The organism is Mycobacterium kyorinense, from assembly GCF_002101735.1.
GTDB classification, from domain to species: Bacteria; Actinomycetota; Actinomycetes; order Mycobacteriales; family Mycobacteriaceae; genus Mycobacterium; species Mycobacterium kyorinense.
The window spans coordinates 1-17,526 of the sequence record NZ_LQPE01000168.1 but is presented as its reverse complement, the minus strand read 5'-3'; the positions used below and the strand labels follow the sequence as shown (position 1 = coordinate 17,526).

The window sequence follows — 17,526 nt, the reverse complement described above, 5'->3', positions numbered from 1 at the left end:
GAACGTGGTTTAGTGCGCACCGGCGGCGTGGTCGGGGTCGCCGCCGAACAGTTCGGTGATCGAGAATGCAATGTGGGGTCGGGCGGGGTTGATGACGATTCCGCGGTGGCCTTGTTCGCGGAGGCGGCCGAGAACCTGGTGGGTGGTCAGCGCCATGACCGCGTCGGCGGGGTTGTAGGCGACGACCTCGGGCGCGCTGGTGAAAGCGAGCAGGCTCGAGCCCTCGTCGTGCTCTAGTACGCGGATACCGACCTTGCCGGCCACTGAGTCGTCGGCGCCCAGCAGCAGCGGGCCGTCTTGCCGCAGCACCTGCAGCACCGCCTGGCGGTCGATTAACCCGTCGCTGAAGTCGGCCAGGGCTTTCTTGATGGTCTCGTTGTTCGGGTTGCGCAATGCGAAGTCAATCTCAGTCGCCGAAAGCGCACACGTCGGCCCGGCGGGATCGATGTAGAGCCAGGCGTAGCCCTGGCTGCGGGCGAACTCTAGTGTCGCTACAGCGGATTGGACCAACGACTGGGTGGCGGTGCCAGGCGGGTGCCTGCGGGCGATCTCCTCGTTGCGGGTGAACGCGAACAACGCTTTTCCGCCGTTGGGGCCGCTTCCCCCGTGAATTCTCAGCTCGGATCCGTGGGCGAACGGGGTACCGGTGAGCGCGCTAGAGCCGGTGGTGTCGAGAAGCAGCTCACCGTACATGCACGACCGCAACACGTCGTAGCAGCGTTGTTGGCCGGGCTGCGCGGCGAACTCGGCGACGGCTCGTCGCAGCACCGAATGATCGACCAGGCTTACGGCGTTGGCCTCGTCGTTTCGGCTTGTCATTGCTGCATGGTTCCTTCCTTCCCGAAAAGACGTCCTCCCCGCTATTCGTCGGAGGCTATTTTCGGGCTGGGTCACTGGCCTTCGATGCTGGGCAAGAACTGGACGATTTCGGTCACCGTGTAGCGGGCGTCGTAATACTGGGCAACATCCCAGAAGGCGGTGACTTGCTCGGTGATGGCATCGCTGAGCAAATCCATGAGGGTGTCGATGTCATTGTCGAACCACGCTTCGAGGATGCCTGAGTCCGGCGCTGCCTCCAAGACTTCGTAGTCGCGGGCCGGATCGGTGGGGATGCGTTTGTTGTGTTGCTCGGTTTCGCCGATCCGCAGAATTCCACGCGTTTCGACGCCGATCTCCTGGGGCTCGGCTGTGGGTTTGCGCTTGCGCGGCGGAATGCGGCCGGGTGGAGGCGCCGCAGGATCCGGCGAATCGCGCCAAGCGACGACCCGGTGGCGACTTGATCCGGTGGCGGCGGCCATGGCGTCGATGCCGCCTGCCCGGTCGATGGCGGCCCAGCGTTCAAACCAGAACGTGTCGATGCGCGGCGGCCATGTATTGCGGGCGACCCAACGGGCGATGGTCGAGGTTGCGTAACGCCGCCCGGTCCGAGTCTCGATGCGGCGCACCATCTCCTCTCGTGCACGGCGCGCTGCTTCGGCTCGGCGGCTGCGGGCATTGACGTCGGCCCAGGCGCGGCCTAGCTCGTTTAGGCGGCGCTCCACGAGATCGTTGAAGCAGTCCTGGAACCGCGGCCCTGTGGGTTCCTCGGCCATCTGAGCCCATCTCATGGCTAGTGCCGCACAACGTTTTTGAGTCGGTAACTGCCGTTTGTGCGCACACCGTCGCGGAGGGGATCCTCGAGGAGGCTCAGGTCGAATTTGGCGGGAACTCGGTAGAACCACGCGTCTGCCCACCACCCGACGGGGTATACCCCGTGGTCGTTGGCGATGCGGACGGCGTATTTCATGGCGCGGGCACGGGTTACCGCTTCGATCGCGGCGTACCAGGCCGGCTGTTGGAGATGAAGGAGTGGATACTTCCAGCTTCCTTCACCGACGGCTTCCAGCCGGCCGAAGAAGCTGGTGTAGATCGCTTTGATCATCTCGGTGTAGTCTTCGCGGCCAGCGGTGACGGCTTCGATGCGCTTGCTGCGCAGCTCTTTAGCGAACCCTTTGAGCCATTGATGCTGCTCGGGCCACACCCAGGCGGAGTCGATTTGCAGTTCGGCCCACGAAATCCCTGCCCCACCGATCTCGGGAGCGGCCGTCAACTGACGGACGTCTGCGGTGGTCGCCCACCAGGTGGTCGGTTCGTCCCACCGCATCGCCGGATGCGGCAGCGGCAACTTTCGGTGCAGCCCGCAAAGTTCGGTCGCCGCGGGCGTCGTCACCTGAAATACCCCGAAGGGTGGGTGGGGATCGTTGAACACCGACGGGTCGGGCGTGTGCCAGTCAGGCTTTCCGTAGCCGAGGTACAGGCCCTCCGCCGACGGTAAATATGCGGCCTGCTGGTCGACCTCGACATCGACGGTGTTACCCCGTGGACGGTGTGGGGTCTTTTTGACCCGGACGCCCCGGCGCCGTGCAACCCCGCCGTCTTCGGTTTCGGCGCCGGTATCGACTCCCTCCGGCCCCCACCACTGGTAGGGCATTTTTCCTGTCGAGGTGATCTCGATCGGTAGTGGGCACGGGACCAGTTGCGGTGCTGCGCCTTTGGTGTTCTTCGGCTTCGGTTTCGCGGTGCGCCGTTTGGCTTCCTCGATGTGCGCGCCGACCTGGGACCAGCGCGGGGCCGGCAGGGCTCCTTCGATGCCGTAGAGCCACGCGATCCTGTCGCCGAGCAGGTGTGCCGCCGGTTCCTCGTCGTCGGGAAGTTCGGTTTCTGTTCCCTGGATGCCGGCCACGCCGCGGTCCATCGGCCGCGATGGCGACGGGTCTAGGGGTAGATATGGAATCAGCACGATGTCGGCGCTGCGGGTCTCCCCGCCATGGATTTGGGCGTCGAACTCGCATGTGAACCACCCGGATTTGTGGTACTTGACGGTGCAGTCGAAGAACGCCGCGACCACGCCGGGTAACTCGCTGTCGACCTGGCCGTCGATCTGAAAACCGATGGCCTCCAATGCCTCTGGGAAAATCCACAATTGCGGGTCAGCGCCGCCGGGAGGGGTTGACCACCGCCGTCTGCAGACGACCTCCCCGAGCCGCGCCGGCGAGGTCAGTGGCCCCGATTTGACGACTCCCGAGGGGGTGACAAGGCCCTTTGTTGTGACAAGCAGAACACGCTGATCGACACCGCTAAGGTCCACATCGCTCCATTGCCGCGACTTCAACGGCCAGGCATCTCCGGGCGGCGCCTCGGGATGGGCATCCGTTGGAGCCGGTGTTTCGCCTTGCGGACGGCCTGCCGGGGAGGCGGTAGTCACGGCGCCTTGATCGCGGCGCTGCTCTTGCGTGAGTAGGTAGCGCTGCACCGTGCTCTCCCACCATCCTCGTGTGCCGCCCTGGTGGGGGGCGCCGGTAACGATGTCTTCTGAGGGGAAATCGGCGGGGATTCCGCGCCCTAATTGGGTGGCGACCTGTTGGCGTGACAGAGCCTGCATGGGCTCGTCGACCTTGTCGGCGTGTTGCTCAGTGAGCACACACACGACGTCGGCGGCCTCGTCGCTGTCGTGCACGCGCCAGGTTCCTTCCGGGGTGACCAGATACACACCTGGGCCTGGGGGTGGGGTCATCACTGGCTCCTTGAAAGCGCGGTTCGAGGTGGCGGTGCACCGCGAAGAAACTCGGGGTTCTCGTTCCATTCGTAGCCCGGCCAACGGACAGCGACGAGGTCGCGGTTGGGATTGGGACCACGCAGGTCCTGGCTGGTTATGAGTCCGCCGACCGCGTCAGTGCGCGCCACAACGGTTCCAATCGTGTTGGGATCGCTGGCAAGGTAGACGCGGTCCCCTGGTCGATATGTAGCCATCAGCACTCCTTGGTTGTCGTCGGGTTGGTGCGCGGGAACACCCCAAAAGGCGGGTGTGGATTGTTGAACGCCGGTGGCTGATCGGGCGTGACCCCGGTGGGCTTTGCGTCGCCGTGGTACAGGTCCTGCGCAGCGGTCAGGTATGCCGCCAGCTGGTCGACTTCGGGATCGGTTTTGTTGTTCATGATGCTGTGCCCCCCATGTGTTGTTCTCAGCGTGTTGGTCTTGGCGGTGGCGGAAGTTGGTCAGCCAGGCCGGTGGGCAATTTCCCCTGCCGCCACTTCACCCGCAGTCCCTCGATTGCGGCCGCGGTACGGCCGAGCTGCAGGGCCGCGTCCGGGACCGTCATTGTGAGGTCGAGTGCGGTTTTTGCGTCGTCGATGGTCCATCGATGTCTGTGGTGGGCCGCGTTTGCGGTCCGCTCGGCGCGGCGACGGGTGTAGCTGCGTCGTTCGGCGTTGCTCTTGCGGCGTCGGCGTTCACCTGAGCTGGGATTCTGCCGTCGTGCAGCCTGTTTAGGACTGTCCCTCACCCCTATGATGTTACCCCTCATACTCATTACATATTGGTAATGAGGGGCTTGTGTCTTGGTGTCGGTGGCTTACTGATTTGTGCAGGGGCCCCGTCGCACGGTGTCCGCCACTGTGGGTGTACTTCGCGTTTCCGCACCAGCAGCGCGGCGATGAGTCAGACGATCCTGCCCGAGCCGACCGCTCCGCCGGCCGCGCCGGGGCCCGCTGGTGTTGGCCGGACTGGGCGAATGAATGCGACGCTGGCGCTTGCAACTCACACGCCAGCCTTGTGGCGCAGATCGATCTGCTGCTACAGAATTAGCCAGAATCAGACGATTGCTCACATGGTATGTCGCTACAGGTCGATTGCTATCCCCGTGGGCAGAAATATTCTTTTAGCTGGGGTGATGCTGTAGAACGAGGCCTATTGCGTCGCAATCTAGAACTATTGCGCCTGCTACGGTTATTGTGGTTGAATGCTGTTGCATCGGGGCCATGCGGAGGTGGCCCCAGACCTGACAAGGAGTGCCGCAAGATGGCCCACCCCCTCGTCCCACAGACCCAGCAGCGTGGCCACGCCGGACATGGCCCGTCCAACAACCAATGGTCCGAACAGCCCACGGTCGCGTATGGCCACCGCCCCTGCGCCCGCCACGCTGGCATTCCCGCCCACTCCTGGCGGCCACCAACGCCGCCGAACCCGAGCGGCGGCTATATGGGCGCAGCGACACCGACTGCCGTGGGCCCGTGGAGCGCTCCCAACGGCTGGGGCGCACCTGACCCCTGGTGGCCGCAGCCCCTGTTTGCCGGCAACGGCCGCAGGACGCAGCGGTGGTTGATTGCCGCAAGTGGAGCAGCCGCGGTGGTCGCGGCCGCCGCTGTCGCGGTCGTCGGTTTCACTGCTGGCCACGGTGACTCTCACACCACGGCATCCGGCGGTGTTCACGTTCCTGCCCCGCCGGTGAAATCTGCTCCGCCGACGCCGAACTCGGCGCCGTCGGCTGGATCGCTGGTTGACGACTCGGCACCGCCTACCCTGGTACCTCGCGTCGCCCAGGTGAGCCGGGTGATGGGCTCGGCCGCGATGGAGCCGATCGACAAGTTGAACGGGCCCGGCATGTTCGCTGACAAAGCCAGCCCAGCCGAGTGCGCCGGCGCGATCCTTCCGGCAGCCGCAACCACATACTCTGGCTCAGGGGCGCGGTCCACCTACGTGCAGGCGCTACACGACCAGGACCCGGGCACGCCAATCACCGTGTTCAACGCAGTGACTACCTTCATGACGGAGTCGGCGGCCGCGGACTTCGTCAACCAGCAGCCCAGCACCTGGCAGGGCTGCCAAGCGGGCCCGATCGTGTTGGATCCCGACAAGGACAAGCCATTGACTTGGACGATCCGCAACGTCGCGCAGCGCGACAACATGCTTACCGCGAACACGTCTCTACGTGGCGCGCCGGCAACCTGCCAGCGTGCGATGACCGTGAAACGCAACGTGGTCATCGATGTGACTGCGTGTAGCGGTAATCCGGCGGACTCCGGCGTGGCCTTGGCTTCGATGATCGCCGAGCGCATGGGTCAGCCTGCCTGATGACGCCCCCCAGAGGCCCGTTCAAAGGCGCTGCGGGTGTGAGCATGACGCTTGCTGCTGGGGCCTTGGTTGTGGTCGCACCGACCTCGATGCCGCCGGCGGCGGCCGGCCCCCGACAGTTTCCCGACTTGGGCAGCTACAGGGCCGTCAACGCGGACGATTACACGACCTACCACTCTTACATGACGGCCGGTGTGCAATTTGCAACACCGGGCGGTTACCGATGCCGGATGAGCTTCACACACAAGCAAAATGGGGCGCATATGCAGTGCTGGGGCTCCCTGCCCGGAACCTCCTTCAACCACGTAGGACTGGACTATCTCGGCGGGGCGACCACGGCCGGCGCCGCGTTTTCCGACGTCGACCTCTCGCAAATCGAAACCGTCCCGCCGGGCCCCGGCGTGGCCGGCGGGACTATCAACCCGCAGGACTACAAGCCTTTGACCCCGCACAGCAAGGTGACATATACAGATGGACCGTTGCAGACGTGCGCCGTCGATTCCGCAATGACGGCATGTGAGACGACAGACCAAGAATTCGGCCAACAACACGGGCTCGTTCTGTCGCCCGCCGGAAGCTGGACCTTCTAATCCCCCGGGCAGCCAGCGCGCAGATGGTGTACGGATAGCGACCGGGCGCGTCAACCAACGTAGGCGCCGCATCCGAGCCCGCACCGAAGACGGCTTTGCCCGGTTTGACTCGCAAATGCTGCGGCAGTGCCGCCGCGGCCTCTGAATAATGCGGCTGACCGAGAGTTGGCGGAATTCCGGTAAGCGGTTGAGGACGTCCGCCGCCGCAAGCTGGCGAAGTGACGGTTGGTGCACTCAGCTGAGTGATAGTTGTGCGATCAGGGTCTCAATGGCGCTGCTGGCGCCTGGCGGAATCGGACGCTCTTCCTCGACTGCCGTGACGACGTCGACCGCGACCCCTGCAGCGTAGGCGGCTTCCTCGGCGCTCAGGTCCGCGCGATGCCGTGCCGCATACAGTCGTTGACCGATAGTTGCAGCTGGTGAGCGTGCGGCCTTTAGCATCATGTCTTTATAGCTGCGGCGCACCGTGCTCAGCGACCGGATCACAGACGGGGCGCCCTTGGCGGTGCGAGCAGCATTGGCCGCTACCGACTCCAGCTTGCGCAGGTCGGCGAGGATAGCGGTAGCTTTCGGCGTGAACTCCGGATCCGATGGTTTGGGCAGCTCTTCGATAGTCGCCGTGATTGTGTGCATGGCCAGTTCGACGGCCTCAGCCATAAGTGGTGCTCGCACCGTGTTGGTCGTGATCTCGGTGGTCTCATTGTCCGGCTCGGGCTGTTCTCCGAGTCGGATGCTCGTGATCCAACCCGGTGGTTTCTGCAGAACTTCTTCGAGCTTGGCCAGCGTTCCGCGCCTGGGCCAGCTGCGGCCCTTCTCGAATGCGATGAGTGCGCCGGCGTTGATGATCTTGTCCCTGGCAAGGCCGCGTTGAGTGATATCGAGTTCGCGGCGGCGGGCGGCCACTGCGCGACCGGCCCGCAGGATATTGGGGTCGATCTCACCTGTGTCGATGCTGGTTTCATCATCGTCTTCGACGGTCTGGGGTGCGGCTTGGGTCTGGGTCATGTCGGCTGGGTCGCCGGGTGCCACGGTCACCGCGATGCCATTGGCATCTCCAAGATGCAGTGTCATATGGCGGGCGATCAGCACTGAGCTGCGCCGCACTCCGTCGACGAAGACGCCGTTTCTGCTGGTGTCGATGGCGTGCCAGCCATCATGGCGCGGCTCTAGCCGCAGGTGGGAACGCGAGATGCGCTCGTCATTGATCCGGATCGCGGCCGACGGGTCTCGGCCGATGACGACGGCCCCGTCCATGGGGTTGAGGGTGTGCGACGCCATTCCGATATGAACAGTAAGCGTTGCCGGTGCTGGCGGCGCAGCTTGGTCAACGGTCACTGCGAACTCCTTCCATCGCTGCTAACACCCCTTCACTGCTACAGATTCACGCGTTGTCCTGCCGCTAGATGCTACAGGTTATAGCACGAGTACACATGTACCGGGTAGAAGAAATGCTGCGGTTTCCGGGCGTAGGCGCTCACCCGGTGCACGTCAGAGCCATATTCGATTCGCATGCGCTTGCCCGGTAGCTGTAGCGATCGGGCATCAACTCTATTGCATTGCGCACCTAAGCGGGTGAGTCGACGAACCCTGCGTTGGCGTACTTGACATCCTCCACTGCTTGGAAAGCGGTGGATTCCCTTGGCCGTTAGGCGGCGTTGGGTGGTTCGCGGTTCATCGCAGATGCCGCCGGCCCAGGGGCCGGACCCGTGTGGGGGTCGGTCTTACTCTTGCTCCCCGCCTGGCTGACGGCTACGCCGCCCGGTTTTTCACCGGATGTCCTAGCCAGTTGTTCGGATTGCTGCGCCGCCCAGCGTGTGAGGGCTTCCTCACGTATGTTGATGGCGGCGTTGGTGTCGGCGTTGCCGGTCCAGCCACAACTGTGTGATTGGCACCGGAATACCGCTTGGCTTTCGCGGTTCTCCCGTGCTGTGTGCCCGCACTGATGGCAACGCTGACTGGTGTAGGCCGCGGGCACCTCAACGAAGGCCACCCCCGCCAGGGCGGCTTTGTATTCGATGCACGTGGCGAGTCTGGCGAGCGCGGCATTGCGCATCGACCGGTTAAGTCCACGTTTGCGTGCTGCCCCATTAGGCAGAAACCGGGTCGACTTGTTGGGGTCCCGGACAGGTTTGGGCCGCCGGGTCATCGGTTCCACCGGCAGTTTCTCGATCCCGATGAAATCGTGCCCCCGCACGAGTCGGGTGCTGAGCTGGTGCGCGAAATCGTCGCGGATGCGCGCCTGTTTAGCGGCCAGGCCCGCGGCCGCGCTCTTGTGCGCCTGGTAGCGTTTCGACTCCCAGAAACGCCGCCCTTGGCGCGCGGCGACCAGTCTGGATTTGGCCATCCGGCGTTGATGAAACCTGCGCTGTTTGTCCAGGGCAGAAGTGTCGGGGGCATCATAGAATCGGCCGCGGTCATCGGCGACGGTGTGCGCCACGCCCCGGTCGATCCCGATCACCTCACCGGTAGAGACCTTGCCGGTCACCGGCAGCGGTTCATTGACGAACACCAGCCGCCGGCGTGTCCAGTTCACCCGCACCGACGTGTAGGGGCGGATCGGCTGCGACAACCGCACATGCAGCGTGATCCGCCAGCCCAGCTTGTGCGGTTTACCATCCGGTCCCAGCCCTGGTGCGCGGTGGGTTCTCGGGTTGGCGCCGCTGATCATCACCACACCAGAACGCCGGCCCGTCTTAGTGAACACCGCGTTGCGGCCACCGTTGAACCAGCACACGAACCGCTGATCGGAACCTTTACGGCGGAAACCGGGCATCGCCCCGGGCCGGCGGCCCGCAGCCGCGTTGGTCTTGCGGCGTTTAGCCGCCGAGAACCATTCTGTGTGCTCTGTTTTCAGCGTCGCTTCCAACACGTAGCCGGGTATCGCCGCCAGGAAACTGTGCTGACGGCGGGCCTGGGCGTCGGTGATGTCGGTGACCGTGCGCCCGATCGGCACCAACACCGGCACACCAGCCGGGTCGGTCACCAGCACACGATCACCGTTACGGTCCTGGCAGGTCAAATACCGGCAGCGGACCGAGCGGCGCTGGTTGAACCGGAACCGGAACCCATCACACAACCAGCCCAGCACCGCATCGGGATCCGTTGACCACACCGGGCCGGGCGTGCCGTCCGGGCCGGTCATCTCGCCCAGGTACACCGGGGATCCATGCAGGCGGGCGCGGGTGATCTTGACCTGTTGACTCACGCCAGCACCGCATCCCACTGGTGTTCGATGTAGCGGCGCACCGTCGTCTCCGAGACGTAGCCGACCGAGGCGGCGAAATACGCCGGCGACCACAGCACCTTCGCGAAATTGCGTAGGTGCGGGAACTCCTGGCGCAGCACCCGCGCGGTGCGGCCCTTGAATGCGCGCACCACCGCGGCCGGGGCGTCGGCCGGGCCGACCCGCACGAACAGGTGCACATGATCGGGCATCACTTCATGCGCCACGACATGCCAGCCGTGCTCGTCGGCGATCTGCTCAATCAACTCATCGAGGCGGCGCGCGACCCGCCCACCCAACACCCGTCGCCGATACTTCGGGCACCACACCAAATGCAAACCCAGCGAGCACACGCCTCCCGGCGTGCGACGAAACCGCTGACCTGACACACCCAGAACCCTACGAGACGACACCGACAAAACTGGCCTGACCACACTGTTCACCCACGCCCCGATTCCCCCGGCCGCTAAAGCGACCGGCCCCCCTCGGAGCGCATCGGTGTGAGATTCGGGACCGCCGTCTTTGCGTTGGCATAGAGCCGATCCAGATTCCATCCTGGATGCGTCAGCAGACATGCGACATCCGCGAAATCGTGCGCTTCTCGGCGGTCGCAGAGCGCACGACATTTTCCAGCGGAAATGTCATCGAGGTCCATCACCAGACCACCTCGCGCCATCCTCTGCGCTGACCGTGTCCGGTACTCCTGCCCGATGTCGATCCCCACGCTGTCACGTTCGGGGTTTGTTCCAGGACGCCAGATAGTGATGCCGCGGAACCAGTCGCTGGCTATTTCGAGCTCGGCATTCCAGCCGGCAGCTCGTGCCGCGTCGAGGACGAGCTGGCCGGCCTGCTCGTATATGGCGGTCTCAAAGGACGCGGAATATGTGTCCAGGTCGTTGGAGGGACGCGTAGTGACTCCGTGTGCGCGCAGTCCGTTGCCGCCGGCCAGCGCGATGTCGAGGGTTTCGAGTGCGGGAAGAACGACAGCGGCCACTTCGCCGAGAAACCCTGGTAGCTGTTCCATGCCGCGCAGACGGTTGACTGGCGCAGGCCGCGGTCAGGCGGGAATCGTGTCGAGGAGATGTTCCCATTCCCTGCGCACCAGCCGCGGGATGCGCAAGTGGGGCCACAGCTTTCGGAGTAGGTCGGCGTTGATCCACTTTTGCACGTCGGCTTCGCGGCCGCTTGCGAGGACCGCGCTGTACGCGGCTACGGCTTCGTCCCTGTCGGCGAGATCGAACAGATGTCGTCCTCGCCATGCGATACGGTTTGGCAATTCGATCACGCCGGTTGCGGGTCCTTGTAGCTCGTCGAGGCGATCCGGCACTGCGAACGGGCGATAGAGCCGTTCTGGCAGCATGTCGCGCTGTGTCACGGTGCGCATGATCTCCTCCTTCCGTGCCAGGATCGCATGCCCGTGGATGCCGAAACCGACGTTGGCAGACGTCCCGGCCTTGACAGACTGATCATGTACTGCCATTGTGAGCACATGACTTCCATGAAGGACGATCGGTTGCAGCTGCGCGTCGATGCCGCCGCTAAGCGGCGACTGGAGCAGGCTGCAAGTGAGGCGCATCTTACTGTCACGGCGTTCGTGCTGCAGGCCGCCAACCGCGCGGCTGACGACCTGCTCGCCGAACGGCCAGTCATCCACCTCACCCCCGATGCTGTGGCCGCTTTCTCCGAAGCACTGAACCGCCCCGCGCAGGTCAATGAGCGGCTAGCGAAAGCATTGCAGCGGCCGGCAAAGTTCACCTGGCTTGCCTGAGGTGCAGTTCCACCGACCCGCCCTGCTCGACCCACACAAGCACCACCGCGACGAATTCGCCTCTGGTGAAGCACCATTGGACCTGTGGCTGCGTCAATATGCGGGCCAGAACCGCCGCGGCAACACAGCGGCGGTGTGGGTGATTACTACCGCCGACCACAACGTCGTCTGTTATGCCACCTTGTCGATGACCGCTGTCGATCGCTCGGCCAGCCCCAAACCTCTGGGCAAGGGTGCGCCGCAGCAGGTTCCTGCGCTGCTGATCGGTCGACTAGCAACGGACACGCGCGTGGCTGGACTTGGTCTTGGTACTGAGATGGTCAAGCACATCCTGGCAACGGCCGCCGAACTGAATATCAAGGCAGCTTGTCGGGCTGTCGTCGTCACCGCGCTCAACGCCGACGCGTTCCGCTGGTGGCAGCGCTTCGGATTCGAACCGTTCGATCCCGACGACATGGCCAACCTAGACCTCTATCTATTAACCAAAGACATTGCGGCCACTCTCGCTAACCTGTAAGAACCTGCGAGCCCAAGCGGCGCCACGAAGAGACCGAGGTTGTAGTCGCCGGCCGCGGCGCGCGCGCGACGGACGCCGGAGGCGAACCAGCTTGGGTTAGGCTCCGAAACATGCCGTTGGCCAGCGGTTCTGAATTTGCAGGCTTCACGATTGTGGACCTGCTGGGGGCCGGTGGCATGGGTGAGGTCTACCTTGTCGAACACCCACGGCTGCCGCGGCGCGAAGCGTTGAAGATATTGCCTGCTGAGGTGTCGGCTGACGCCGAGTTCCGGGCGCGCTTCACGCGAGAGGCTGATCTGGCGGCCGCGTTGTGGCATCCGCACATCGTCGGGGTGCACGACCGTGGGGAATGCGACGGGCAGTTATGGATCTCCATGGACTACGTGGATGGAACCGACGCCGGCCGTTTACTTGGCAAGAAATTTCCGGCGGGAATGCCGCCCGACAATGCGCTCGCTATCGTCGTGGCGATCGCTGAAGCGCTCGACTATGCCCACGAGCACGACCTACTGCATCGCGACGTCAAGCCCGCCAATATCCTGCTCACGCAACCATCAACTGGTACTGGGCGAATCATGTTGGCTGATTTCGGAATAGCCCGACGCGTCGACGACGTCAGCGGTCTGACAGCCACCAATATGACGGTCGGAACTATCACTTATGCTGCCCCCGAGCAGTTAACAGGCAGGCCGCTCGACGCGCGCGCGGATCAGTACTCGCTGGCAGCCACAGCGTATCGGCTGCTCTGTGGAGCGCCTCCATTTGCGCACTCGAACCCTGCCGCGGTCATCGGTTGTCACCTCAATTCGCCTCCGCCCAGGCTCCGCGATGCGCGGCCCGACCTGGGTTCACTTGACGCGGCGATTTCTCGGGCGATGTCGAAGCAGCCCGGCGACCGCTACGAGCGTTGTCAGGATTTCGCCGCGGCGCTGCGCAGCTCGTGGGAACCGCAACGCGATACCGCGGGGACGGTGATGTGGGGTCCGGGCCTGGAGACGGAGCGGGCGTCGCCGGGGCCAGCGAACGTGATGGCCGCAACGCTGCCCCCGCCTGTTCATGGCAGCACGGGGCGCAGTCATTCAAACGGCAAAGACGTGGCGATAGTCGCGGGCGCACTGGGTGTGGTGGCGATTGTCGCAACCATTTTGATCGGACTCGTGCTGGTCACCAAGCATTACCACAGCGCCAGCAGTGTATCGGAGCAACAGCCCTATCTCTCCTCTACCGTGCAGCCATGGACACCGAGCACGACGACAACACAGCCGTCGTTGCCTACTGTCGAGTCCAGCCAACCACCCCCTATACCCCCCGGGCCCCAACCTTATTGGGACGGGATCTGGCTACGTGACTACTGGGAGTCACCTGGTGACTGCGACTCCCCACATACCTATTGGGTGGTACAGCCCGGCGATAACGGTCTAGCGCAGTTGAAAATTGGGTGCTTCCCTCAAACCTGGATCGACAATCTCAACAACAAAGGTCACGCTCTGTCGTGGTGGAAAGCAGTCATCTTCGCTGTCTGGGACCCCGCCCGGATAATGACCGAATACAACAAGCATGGCGACCTGCAAATGATCGGGCTAGATCGGTCATGCTTAGCCAGAGCAGGTATCACCGAATTTCACGAGGGCCCTATACATGACGACTGCTTGATCAAACCAAGTCTTCGTTCCTGATGCAGCGGGCGTAGCGGATTTCATTCAGCGCCAACCCGTGATCGATCGATCCAAGCGTGGCAAGACGGATGTCAACGGGGTGGCCGAGCTCGAAGGCCGAGCCGTCAGGTGGCGCTGGCGCCCGGGCTTCGCGGCCCAAGGCTCATCTCATCGACGTAGGCGTGATACTTGTTGTTCCAGACCTCGGCTTCGAACGCATCTGTGCCGTTCGGCTTGCGCGCGTCGTCGGTGTTTCGAAGTTCTATCGCTACCCTCAACGCCGCGACGTGGTGGACAAGCGCCTCCTCGACGAATTGTCGCAGCAATTCATCCCGTTGCGCTCTGATGTCCTCGGCCGGCTGCGCACCGGGAATCGCCGGCGCCTGGTCGAGTCTCTCCAACAGCCTTTGACTGGCCGCCAGGATCTTCATTTGATCGGCCATGACGCCGACGACGCCTTCAATCGCCTTAGGGGGGTCCATGAAGAATTCGGCCCATTTGCCAGTACTCGGCGTCACCAGACCCAGGGTAGCGGGGCTCGAGCGCCAAGGAGGACTCGGCGCCGTCGGCCGCGCATGGCGGGCAGTGATCGCCCATTTTCGTGGGATCGAAAGCGGGCAATCGCGGCTGAATACCTGGCTGATTGAAGGCCCCGCCGGGGCGGACGCCAGCGGAATCGACTAGTGATCACCGTGGCCACCGCCGCAGCGGAAAGCGATCGGTGAACACTAAAGAGATGACTCGGTAATTGATTGTGGATCTTGAGGTTCCAGAGTCGCGTGATGATTGAGCTGCGGTTGTTCTCGACGCCCGCGGCGGACCTGGACCCCAGACACGTCACTATGGGCCGAGTTGGTCATAGCAGTGCAGCGTGGGTTGCGATGGCGGCTATGCAGTCTTCGAAGCTGGGGCGGACGCCGTACACCAGGGCCATCGCCGCGTTGTAGCCCCGCTTGAGGGCTTCGCGGCTGGGGTGCGACGGGTCCAGTAGTGGACTGTGAACGTATCCGCCGTCAGGTCGTGGGGTGAAGCTGAAGGCTGCGGCGCGGCTGTGTTCGTCGATGTCAGCGCACAATTGCACGACGCCCTCGCGGCCGATCGCCTCGAGTTCTGCTGTGACGTCGGGACAGGCGAGCAGTTGGTGGGTGTCGTAGACGTGCCGTCCTGACTTCAGCAGCCGCTGCTCGCCCTCCTGCTCCGAACGTGACGCGGCGTCGTGAAGGAGGGCGAGCTTTTCGAGCAGCGTCCGAGTTGGAGCGAGGACTTCTACCGCGACAGGGGCGAATTCGTCCCACGCCTCAGGTGATTCGCCCAGTTGGTCGATTGCGTACTCGGCGATCATCGACCGCAACTGGTGTTGTTGGGTGGGATATGTGCCACCGCGACAACCCATTTCCAGTAGCACGCCGGAACTCAGCGGGCCGTAGTCGGGGACGGCTGATCCGGGATAGTGGTAGCGCACGTTGCGTTTGATGCCGGTGGTGGCTGCCTCGTGTATTACGTGCGCGGCATCTAAGCGCAGATGGTCGGCCACGGCATCGCGAATGGCCTTGAGTACCTTGTCTTTCGCGCCGATGCTGGCGTCCACGTTGGGGAATCGCACGAGGAGATCGACGTCCTCCGAGAACCGCTCGATCAGTTTGTAGACACTGCTTAGGCTTAGAGCCGCCCTTTAAAGACCGCCGACCGGATGCTCGCTGCCGTCTCTGGCGGTTAGCGTGCGCGGAGCCGTGGCAGCCCGCAGCACTTCGGTACCCCAGAAGTCCTTCTCGAGGAAGATCGGGTCGAGCGCGCGGGCCGCAGCAGCGGCGCCGATAAGTCCCTGCAGGTCCTGCGGGCGGTCGCGCAGCAGCGCCATCAGGCTCGCACGCCGCGGCCGCGCAGATCCTCGATGAGGTGGCTGAAGTGCTTCCTGGCCGCTGGGGACCGTTCGCCGTCAACGGCGTCACCGACACTTTGCAGGCGTACCCGGCCATCCCGGACAGCCTGATCCGCGGCGTCGACGAGGGCGTCCCAGCCGTCATCGACGGTGTATTCCCAGTCGCCACGCAGCAATTCCAGCAGCGCAACCTCTGTCCACTTGAGGTCGCGGCGGCGCATGTTGTTGCGCTTGGACACCTTCACGCCATGCACAGTGGGCACCGGGCCGGCGACACTGAAGGTCGGCTCTGCCGGGACTTGAGTGGTCAGCCCGAATGTCCGTGCAGCGGACACACCCGCTGGTCCGGCGCCGACGGGGCCGAGCACCTGCACGGCGATCTGTTCAGCCGTCGGGCGGGACATCCCGTAACGACTCTTGGCACCTTTGAAATAGAGGCCCTTGAGGACCGGTACCAGGTCGCCCGCCTTGTGTGCGCGTGACACCGCGCAGCTGGCAGCGGCCCGGCTACCGGGCAGGTCATCGACCCGCACAAAGCTGCCAGCGGGCACCTCAGCAAGCGCCGCGCCTGGAGTCTTAACCGCATTCATGACATCAAAGTGTACCGAGATTCTGTCATACGGGAAAGGAGAGACACTCTGACCAGGCGAAACGCTACCGTAGACACGACAACGAGGCGATGTCCGACCTAACGGCCCGTGCGGTGGCCCCGTTTGCCCATCGGCCATCACTCTGCGGCGAGTAAGTGTTGGCCCAGGCCTCGGGACCGAGGTGGCTTTGGCACTGGGGAAAGAATCGGTCGACGATCGCCCACACCTCCCCGTCGTGGTGACGCAAAGGTGGCGCGGTTCTTCAGTGATCGGCCTCGTCGCGCGTTGACCGGCCGGCCAGGGCCGACTTTCATCGCCAACAAGTGATCGGTTGGGGCCCCAACGCCCCAACAGCGAAGCAGGTCACTTGTGTTTTTGGTGGATACTGCCTAGCTTGGTGGTATGCGTGACGAGACCCTTCTGCGTACTGGTGAGGCCGCCAGGCGACTTGGTGTGTCTCGGCAACACATCGTCGACCTCTGTAATCAAGGGCAGCTGCCCTGCGTCATGGTGGGCACCCACCGCCGAATCCCCGAGCGCGCCGTGACCAACAAACTCACAGCTACGACCCAGGGGGCTTCCCGACACAACGGTGCGCAGCTGTCCATGTGGCTGCATGCCGCGTTGATTCCGCGCCTGCTCCAAGACCCGGACGTGGTGATCGGCAAAGCCCGTGCAAATCTGGCGCAAGGTCGGGCCTCGGGAGCTATCGACATTCACAGCGCGCCATATGCGCGTGAATGGGAAGCAATCTTGGATGCTGGCGTGGGACGCATCATCGCAGTTCTGCTCGATCCATCCGATCATGCGACGACGCTTCGTTCCTGCACGCCGTTTGCCGGGGTTCTGCCCCAGGACGAGGTTCGTGCGATTAAGAAGGCGTGGCGCGAAGAACGTAAGCGAGCGGCGTGAGACGCCAGCGGCTTGCCCATATTCTGCGGGCCTATTACGCGCTGGACCATTGCCACGTAACACAACACGTGTCACTCGATGGCTGGAGGCCTACCTGCAGCACCAGTCTGGCGGCGAATCACTCAGCACTAAGCCTTGAGAGAGAAAAAGCCCCGCCTGGTTGGGGAAGCCGAAAGCTCTAGCCCTGGCGGGGACTGTTGCGCCTACGTTAGCAGCCGAAACGCACGTTGGGCAAAAGCGGGACCGTGACCCCGCGCGACCCGCGATGTCGGCGAACTTTGTTGCGCCATCTTGGTGTTCGTTCTTTTCGATATGGGGCACTTCCAGTCTGGGCAGGCGGCCTCGTGTTTATCTGTCACTGGTGAATTCGCGATCGACCATTCGTCCGAGAAACGCGTCCGCAAGATCGACACCTAGATGCTCATTGGTCACTCCTGTACCTCTTCTCTTGCAGGCGCGAAGAGTGCGTCTGTGGTAGGGATGGGACGGGAGCCGGGGTGACG

Annotated in this window: 18 protein-coding genes and 1 pseudogene; 6 read left to right on the top strand and 13 right to left on the bottom strand. The window is 63.7% G+C overall.

What is annotated here, in order from left to right:
- Nucleotides 1-9: 9 nt before the first annotated feature.
- From AWC14_RS25470 to AWC14_RS25455, 4 genes are all read right to left on the bottom strand, one after another.
- On the bottom strand, nt 10-819 hold the full coding sequence (locus AWC14_RS25470; RefSeq protein ID WP_084264222.1) for an SseB family protein: 810 nt from the start codon (nt 817-819) through the stop codon (nt 10-12).
- Between the two features lie 71 nt (nt 820-890).
- The gene (locus tag AWC14_RS25465) at nt 891-1,592 is read right to left on the bottom strand and encodes a hypothetical protein (protein ID WP_139807217.1); all 702 of its coding nucleotides are present in this window, start codon (nt 1,590-1,592) and stop codon (nt 891-893) included.
- A 17-nt stretch (nt 1,593-1,609) separates the two neighbouring features.
- The gene (locus AWC14_RS25460) at nt 1,610-3,553 is read right to left on the bottom strand and encodes a hypothetical protein (protein WP_084264220.1); all 1,944 of its coding nucleotides are present in this window, start codon (nt 3,551-3,553) and stop codon (nt 1,610-1,612) included.
- A gap of 235 nt (nt 3,554-3,788) precedes the next feature.
- Nucleotides 3,789-3,974 carry a hypothetical protein gene (locus AWC14_RS25455; RefSeq protein ID WP_084264219.1) on the bottom strand — a complete coding sequence of 62 codons (186 nt, stop codon included), beginning with the start codon at nt 3,972-3,974 and terminating at the stop codon, nt 3,789-3,791.
- A 676-nt stretch (nt 3,975-4,650) separates the two neighbouring features.
- Between AWC14_RS25455 and AWC14_RS30020 the strand changes: the two genes are divergently transcribed.
- Nucleotides 4,651-5,889, top strand: a complete 1,239-nt coding sequence (locus AWC14_RS30020) for a sensor domain-containing protein (protein WP_084264218.1) — start codon at nt 4,651-4,653, stop codon at nt 5,887-5,889.
- 38 nt (nt 5,890-5,927) lie between these two features.
- Complete coding sequence (locus tag AWC14_RS25440) at nt 5,928-6,479, top strand: hypothetical protein (protein WP_139807215.1); 552 nt, start codon at nt 5,928-5,930, stop codon at nt 6,477-6,479.
- Between the two features lie 234 nt (nt 6,480-6,713).
- Here the strand turns inward: AWC14_RS25440 and AWC14_RS25435 are convergent, their stop codons facing one another.
- The 5 genes from AWC14_RS25435 to AWC14_RS25415 all read right to left on the bottom strand — a co-directional run bounded on the left by AWC14_RS25435 (nt 6,714) and on the right by AWC14_RS25415 (nt 11,086).
- The gene (locus tag AWC14_RS25435) at nt 6,714-7,733 is read right to left on the bottom strand and encodes an FHA domain-containing protein (RefSeq protein ID WP_084024746.1); all 1,020 of its coding nucleotides are present in this window, start codon (nt 7,731-7,733) and stop codon (nt 6,714-6,716) included.
- A gap of 391 nt (nt 7,734-8,124) precedes the next feature.
- Complete coding sequence (locus AWC14_RS25430; RefSeq protein ID WP_085241495.1) at nt 8,125-9,684, bottom strand: RNA-guided endonuclease InsQ/TnpB family protein; 1,560 nt, start codon at nt 9,682-9,684, stop codon at nt 8,125-8,127.
- Nucleotides 9,681-10,055, bottom strand: coding sequence for an IS200/IS605 family transposase (gene tnpA / locus AWC14_RS25425; RefSeq protein ID WP_179151740.1), 375 nt, complete (start codon nt 10,053-10,055; stop codon nt 9,681-9,683). The genes AWC14_RS25430 and tnpA overlap by 4 nt, the downstream gene beginning before the upstream one ends.
- A gap of 113 nt (nt 10,056-10,168) precedes the next feature.
- Complete coding sequence (locus AWC14_RS25420) at nt 10,169-10,726, bottom strand: nucleotidyl transferase AbiEii/AbiGii toxin family protein (RefSeq protein WP_084047151.1); 558 nt, start codon at nt 10,724-10,726, stop codon at nt 10,169-10,171.
- Nucleotides 10,727-10,759: 33 nt separating this feature from the next.
- A complete protein-coding gene (locus AWC14_RS25415; RefSeq protein WP_142281840.1) occupies nt 10,760-11,086 on the bottom strand; it encodes a hypothetical protein in 327 nt (108 codons plus the stop codon).
- A gap of 33 nt (nt 11,087-11,119) precedes the next feature.
- Between AWC14_RS25415 and AWC14_RS25410 the strand changes: the two genes are divergently transcribed.
- From AWC14_RS25410 to AWC14_RS30015, 3 genes are all read left to right on the top strand, one after another.
- On the top strand, nt 11,120-11,470 hold the full coding sequence (locus AWC14_RS25410) for a type II toxin-antitoxin system TacA family antitoxin (protein WP_249026344.1): 351 nt from the start codon (nt 11,120-11,122) through the stop codon (nt 11,468-11,470).
- A gap of 1 nt (nt 11,471) precedes the next feature.
- On the top strand, nt 11,472-11,987 hold the full coding sequence (locus tag AWC14_RS25405; protein ID WP_084047155.1) for a GNAT family N-acetyltransferase: 516 nt from the start codon (nt 11,472-11,474) through the stop codon (nt 11,985-11,987).
- A 110-nt stretch (nt 11,988-12,097) separates the two neighbouring features.
- On the top strand, nt 12,098-13,663 hold the full coding sequence (locus AWC14_RS30015) for a serine/threonine-protein kinase (RefSeq protein WP_083071661.1): 1,566 nt from the start codon (nt 12,098-12,100) through the stop codon (nt 13,661-13,663).
- Nucleotides 13,664-13,767: 104 nt separating this feature from the next.
- Here the strand turns inward: AWC14_RS30015 and AWC14_RS25395 are convergent, their stop codons facing one another.
- The 4 genes and pseudogenes from AWC14_RS25395 to AWC14_RS25380 form a co-directional block, all read right to left on the bottom strand.
- Nucleotides 13,768-14,160, bottom strand: coding sequence for a hypothetical protein (locus AWC14_RS25395; RefSeq protein WP_084253576.1), 393 nt, complete (start codon nt 14,158-14,160; stop codon nt 13,768-13,770).
- A gap of 338 nt (nt 14,161-14,498) precedes the next feature.
- Nucleotides 14,499-15,293 (bottom strand): annotated as a pseudogene (locus tag AWC14_RS25390) (nucleotidyl transferase AbiEii/AbiGii toxin family protein); the annotation flags it as partial.
- Nucleotides 15,294-15,314: 21 nt separating this feature from the next.
- The gene (locus AWC14_RS25385; protein WP_084264278.1) at nt 15,315-15,500 is read right to left on the bottom strand and encodes a hypothetical protein; all 186 of its coding nucleotides are present in this window, start codon (nt 15,498-15,500) and stop codon (nt 15,315-15,317) included.
- Nucleotides 15,500-16,111 (bottom strand): hypothetical protein, encoded by a 612-nt coding sequence (locus AWC14_RS25380; RefSeq protein ID WP_084047157.1) that lies wholly within the window; start codon nt 16,109-16,111, stop codon nt 15,500-15,502. Before AWC14_RS25380 ends, AWC14_RS25385 begins: the two co-directional genes overlap by 1 nt.
- Nucleotides 16,112-16,513: 402 nt before the next feature.
- Here AWC14_RS25380 and AWC14_RS25375 point away from each other — a divergent pair, with 402 nt between their 5' ends.
- Nucleotides 16,514-17,023 (top strand): helix-turn-helix domain-containing protein, encoded by a 510-nt coding sequence (locus tag AWC14_RS25375; protein WP_083071655.1) that lies wholly within the window; start codon nt 16,514-16,516, stop codon nt 17,021-17,023.
- The last annotated feature ends 503 nt before the right edge of the window (nt 17,024-17,526 follow it).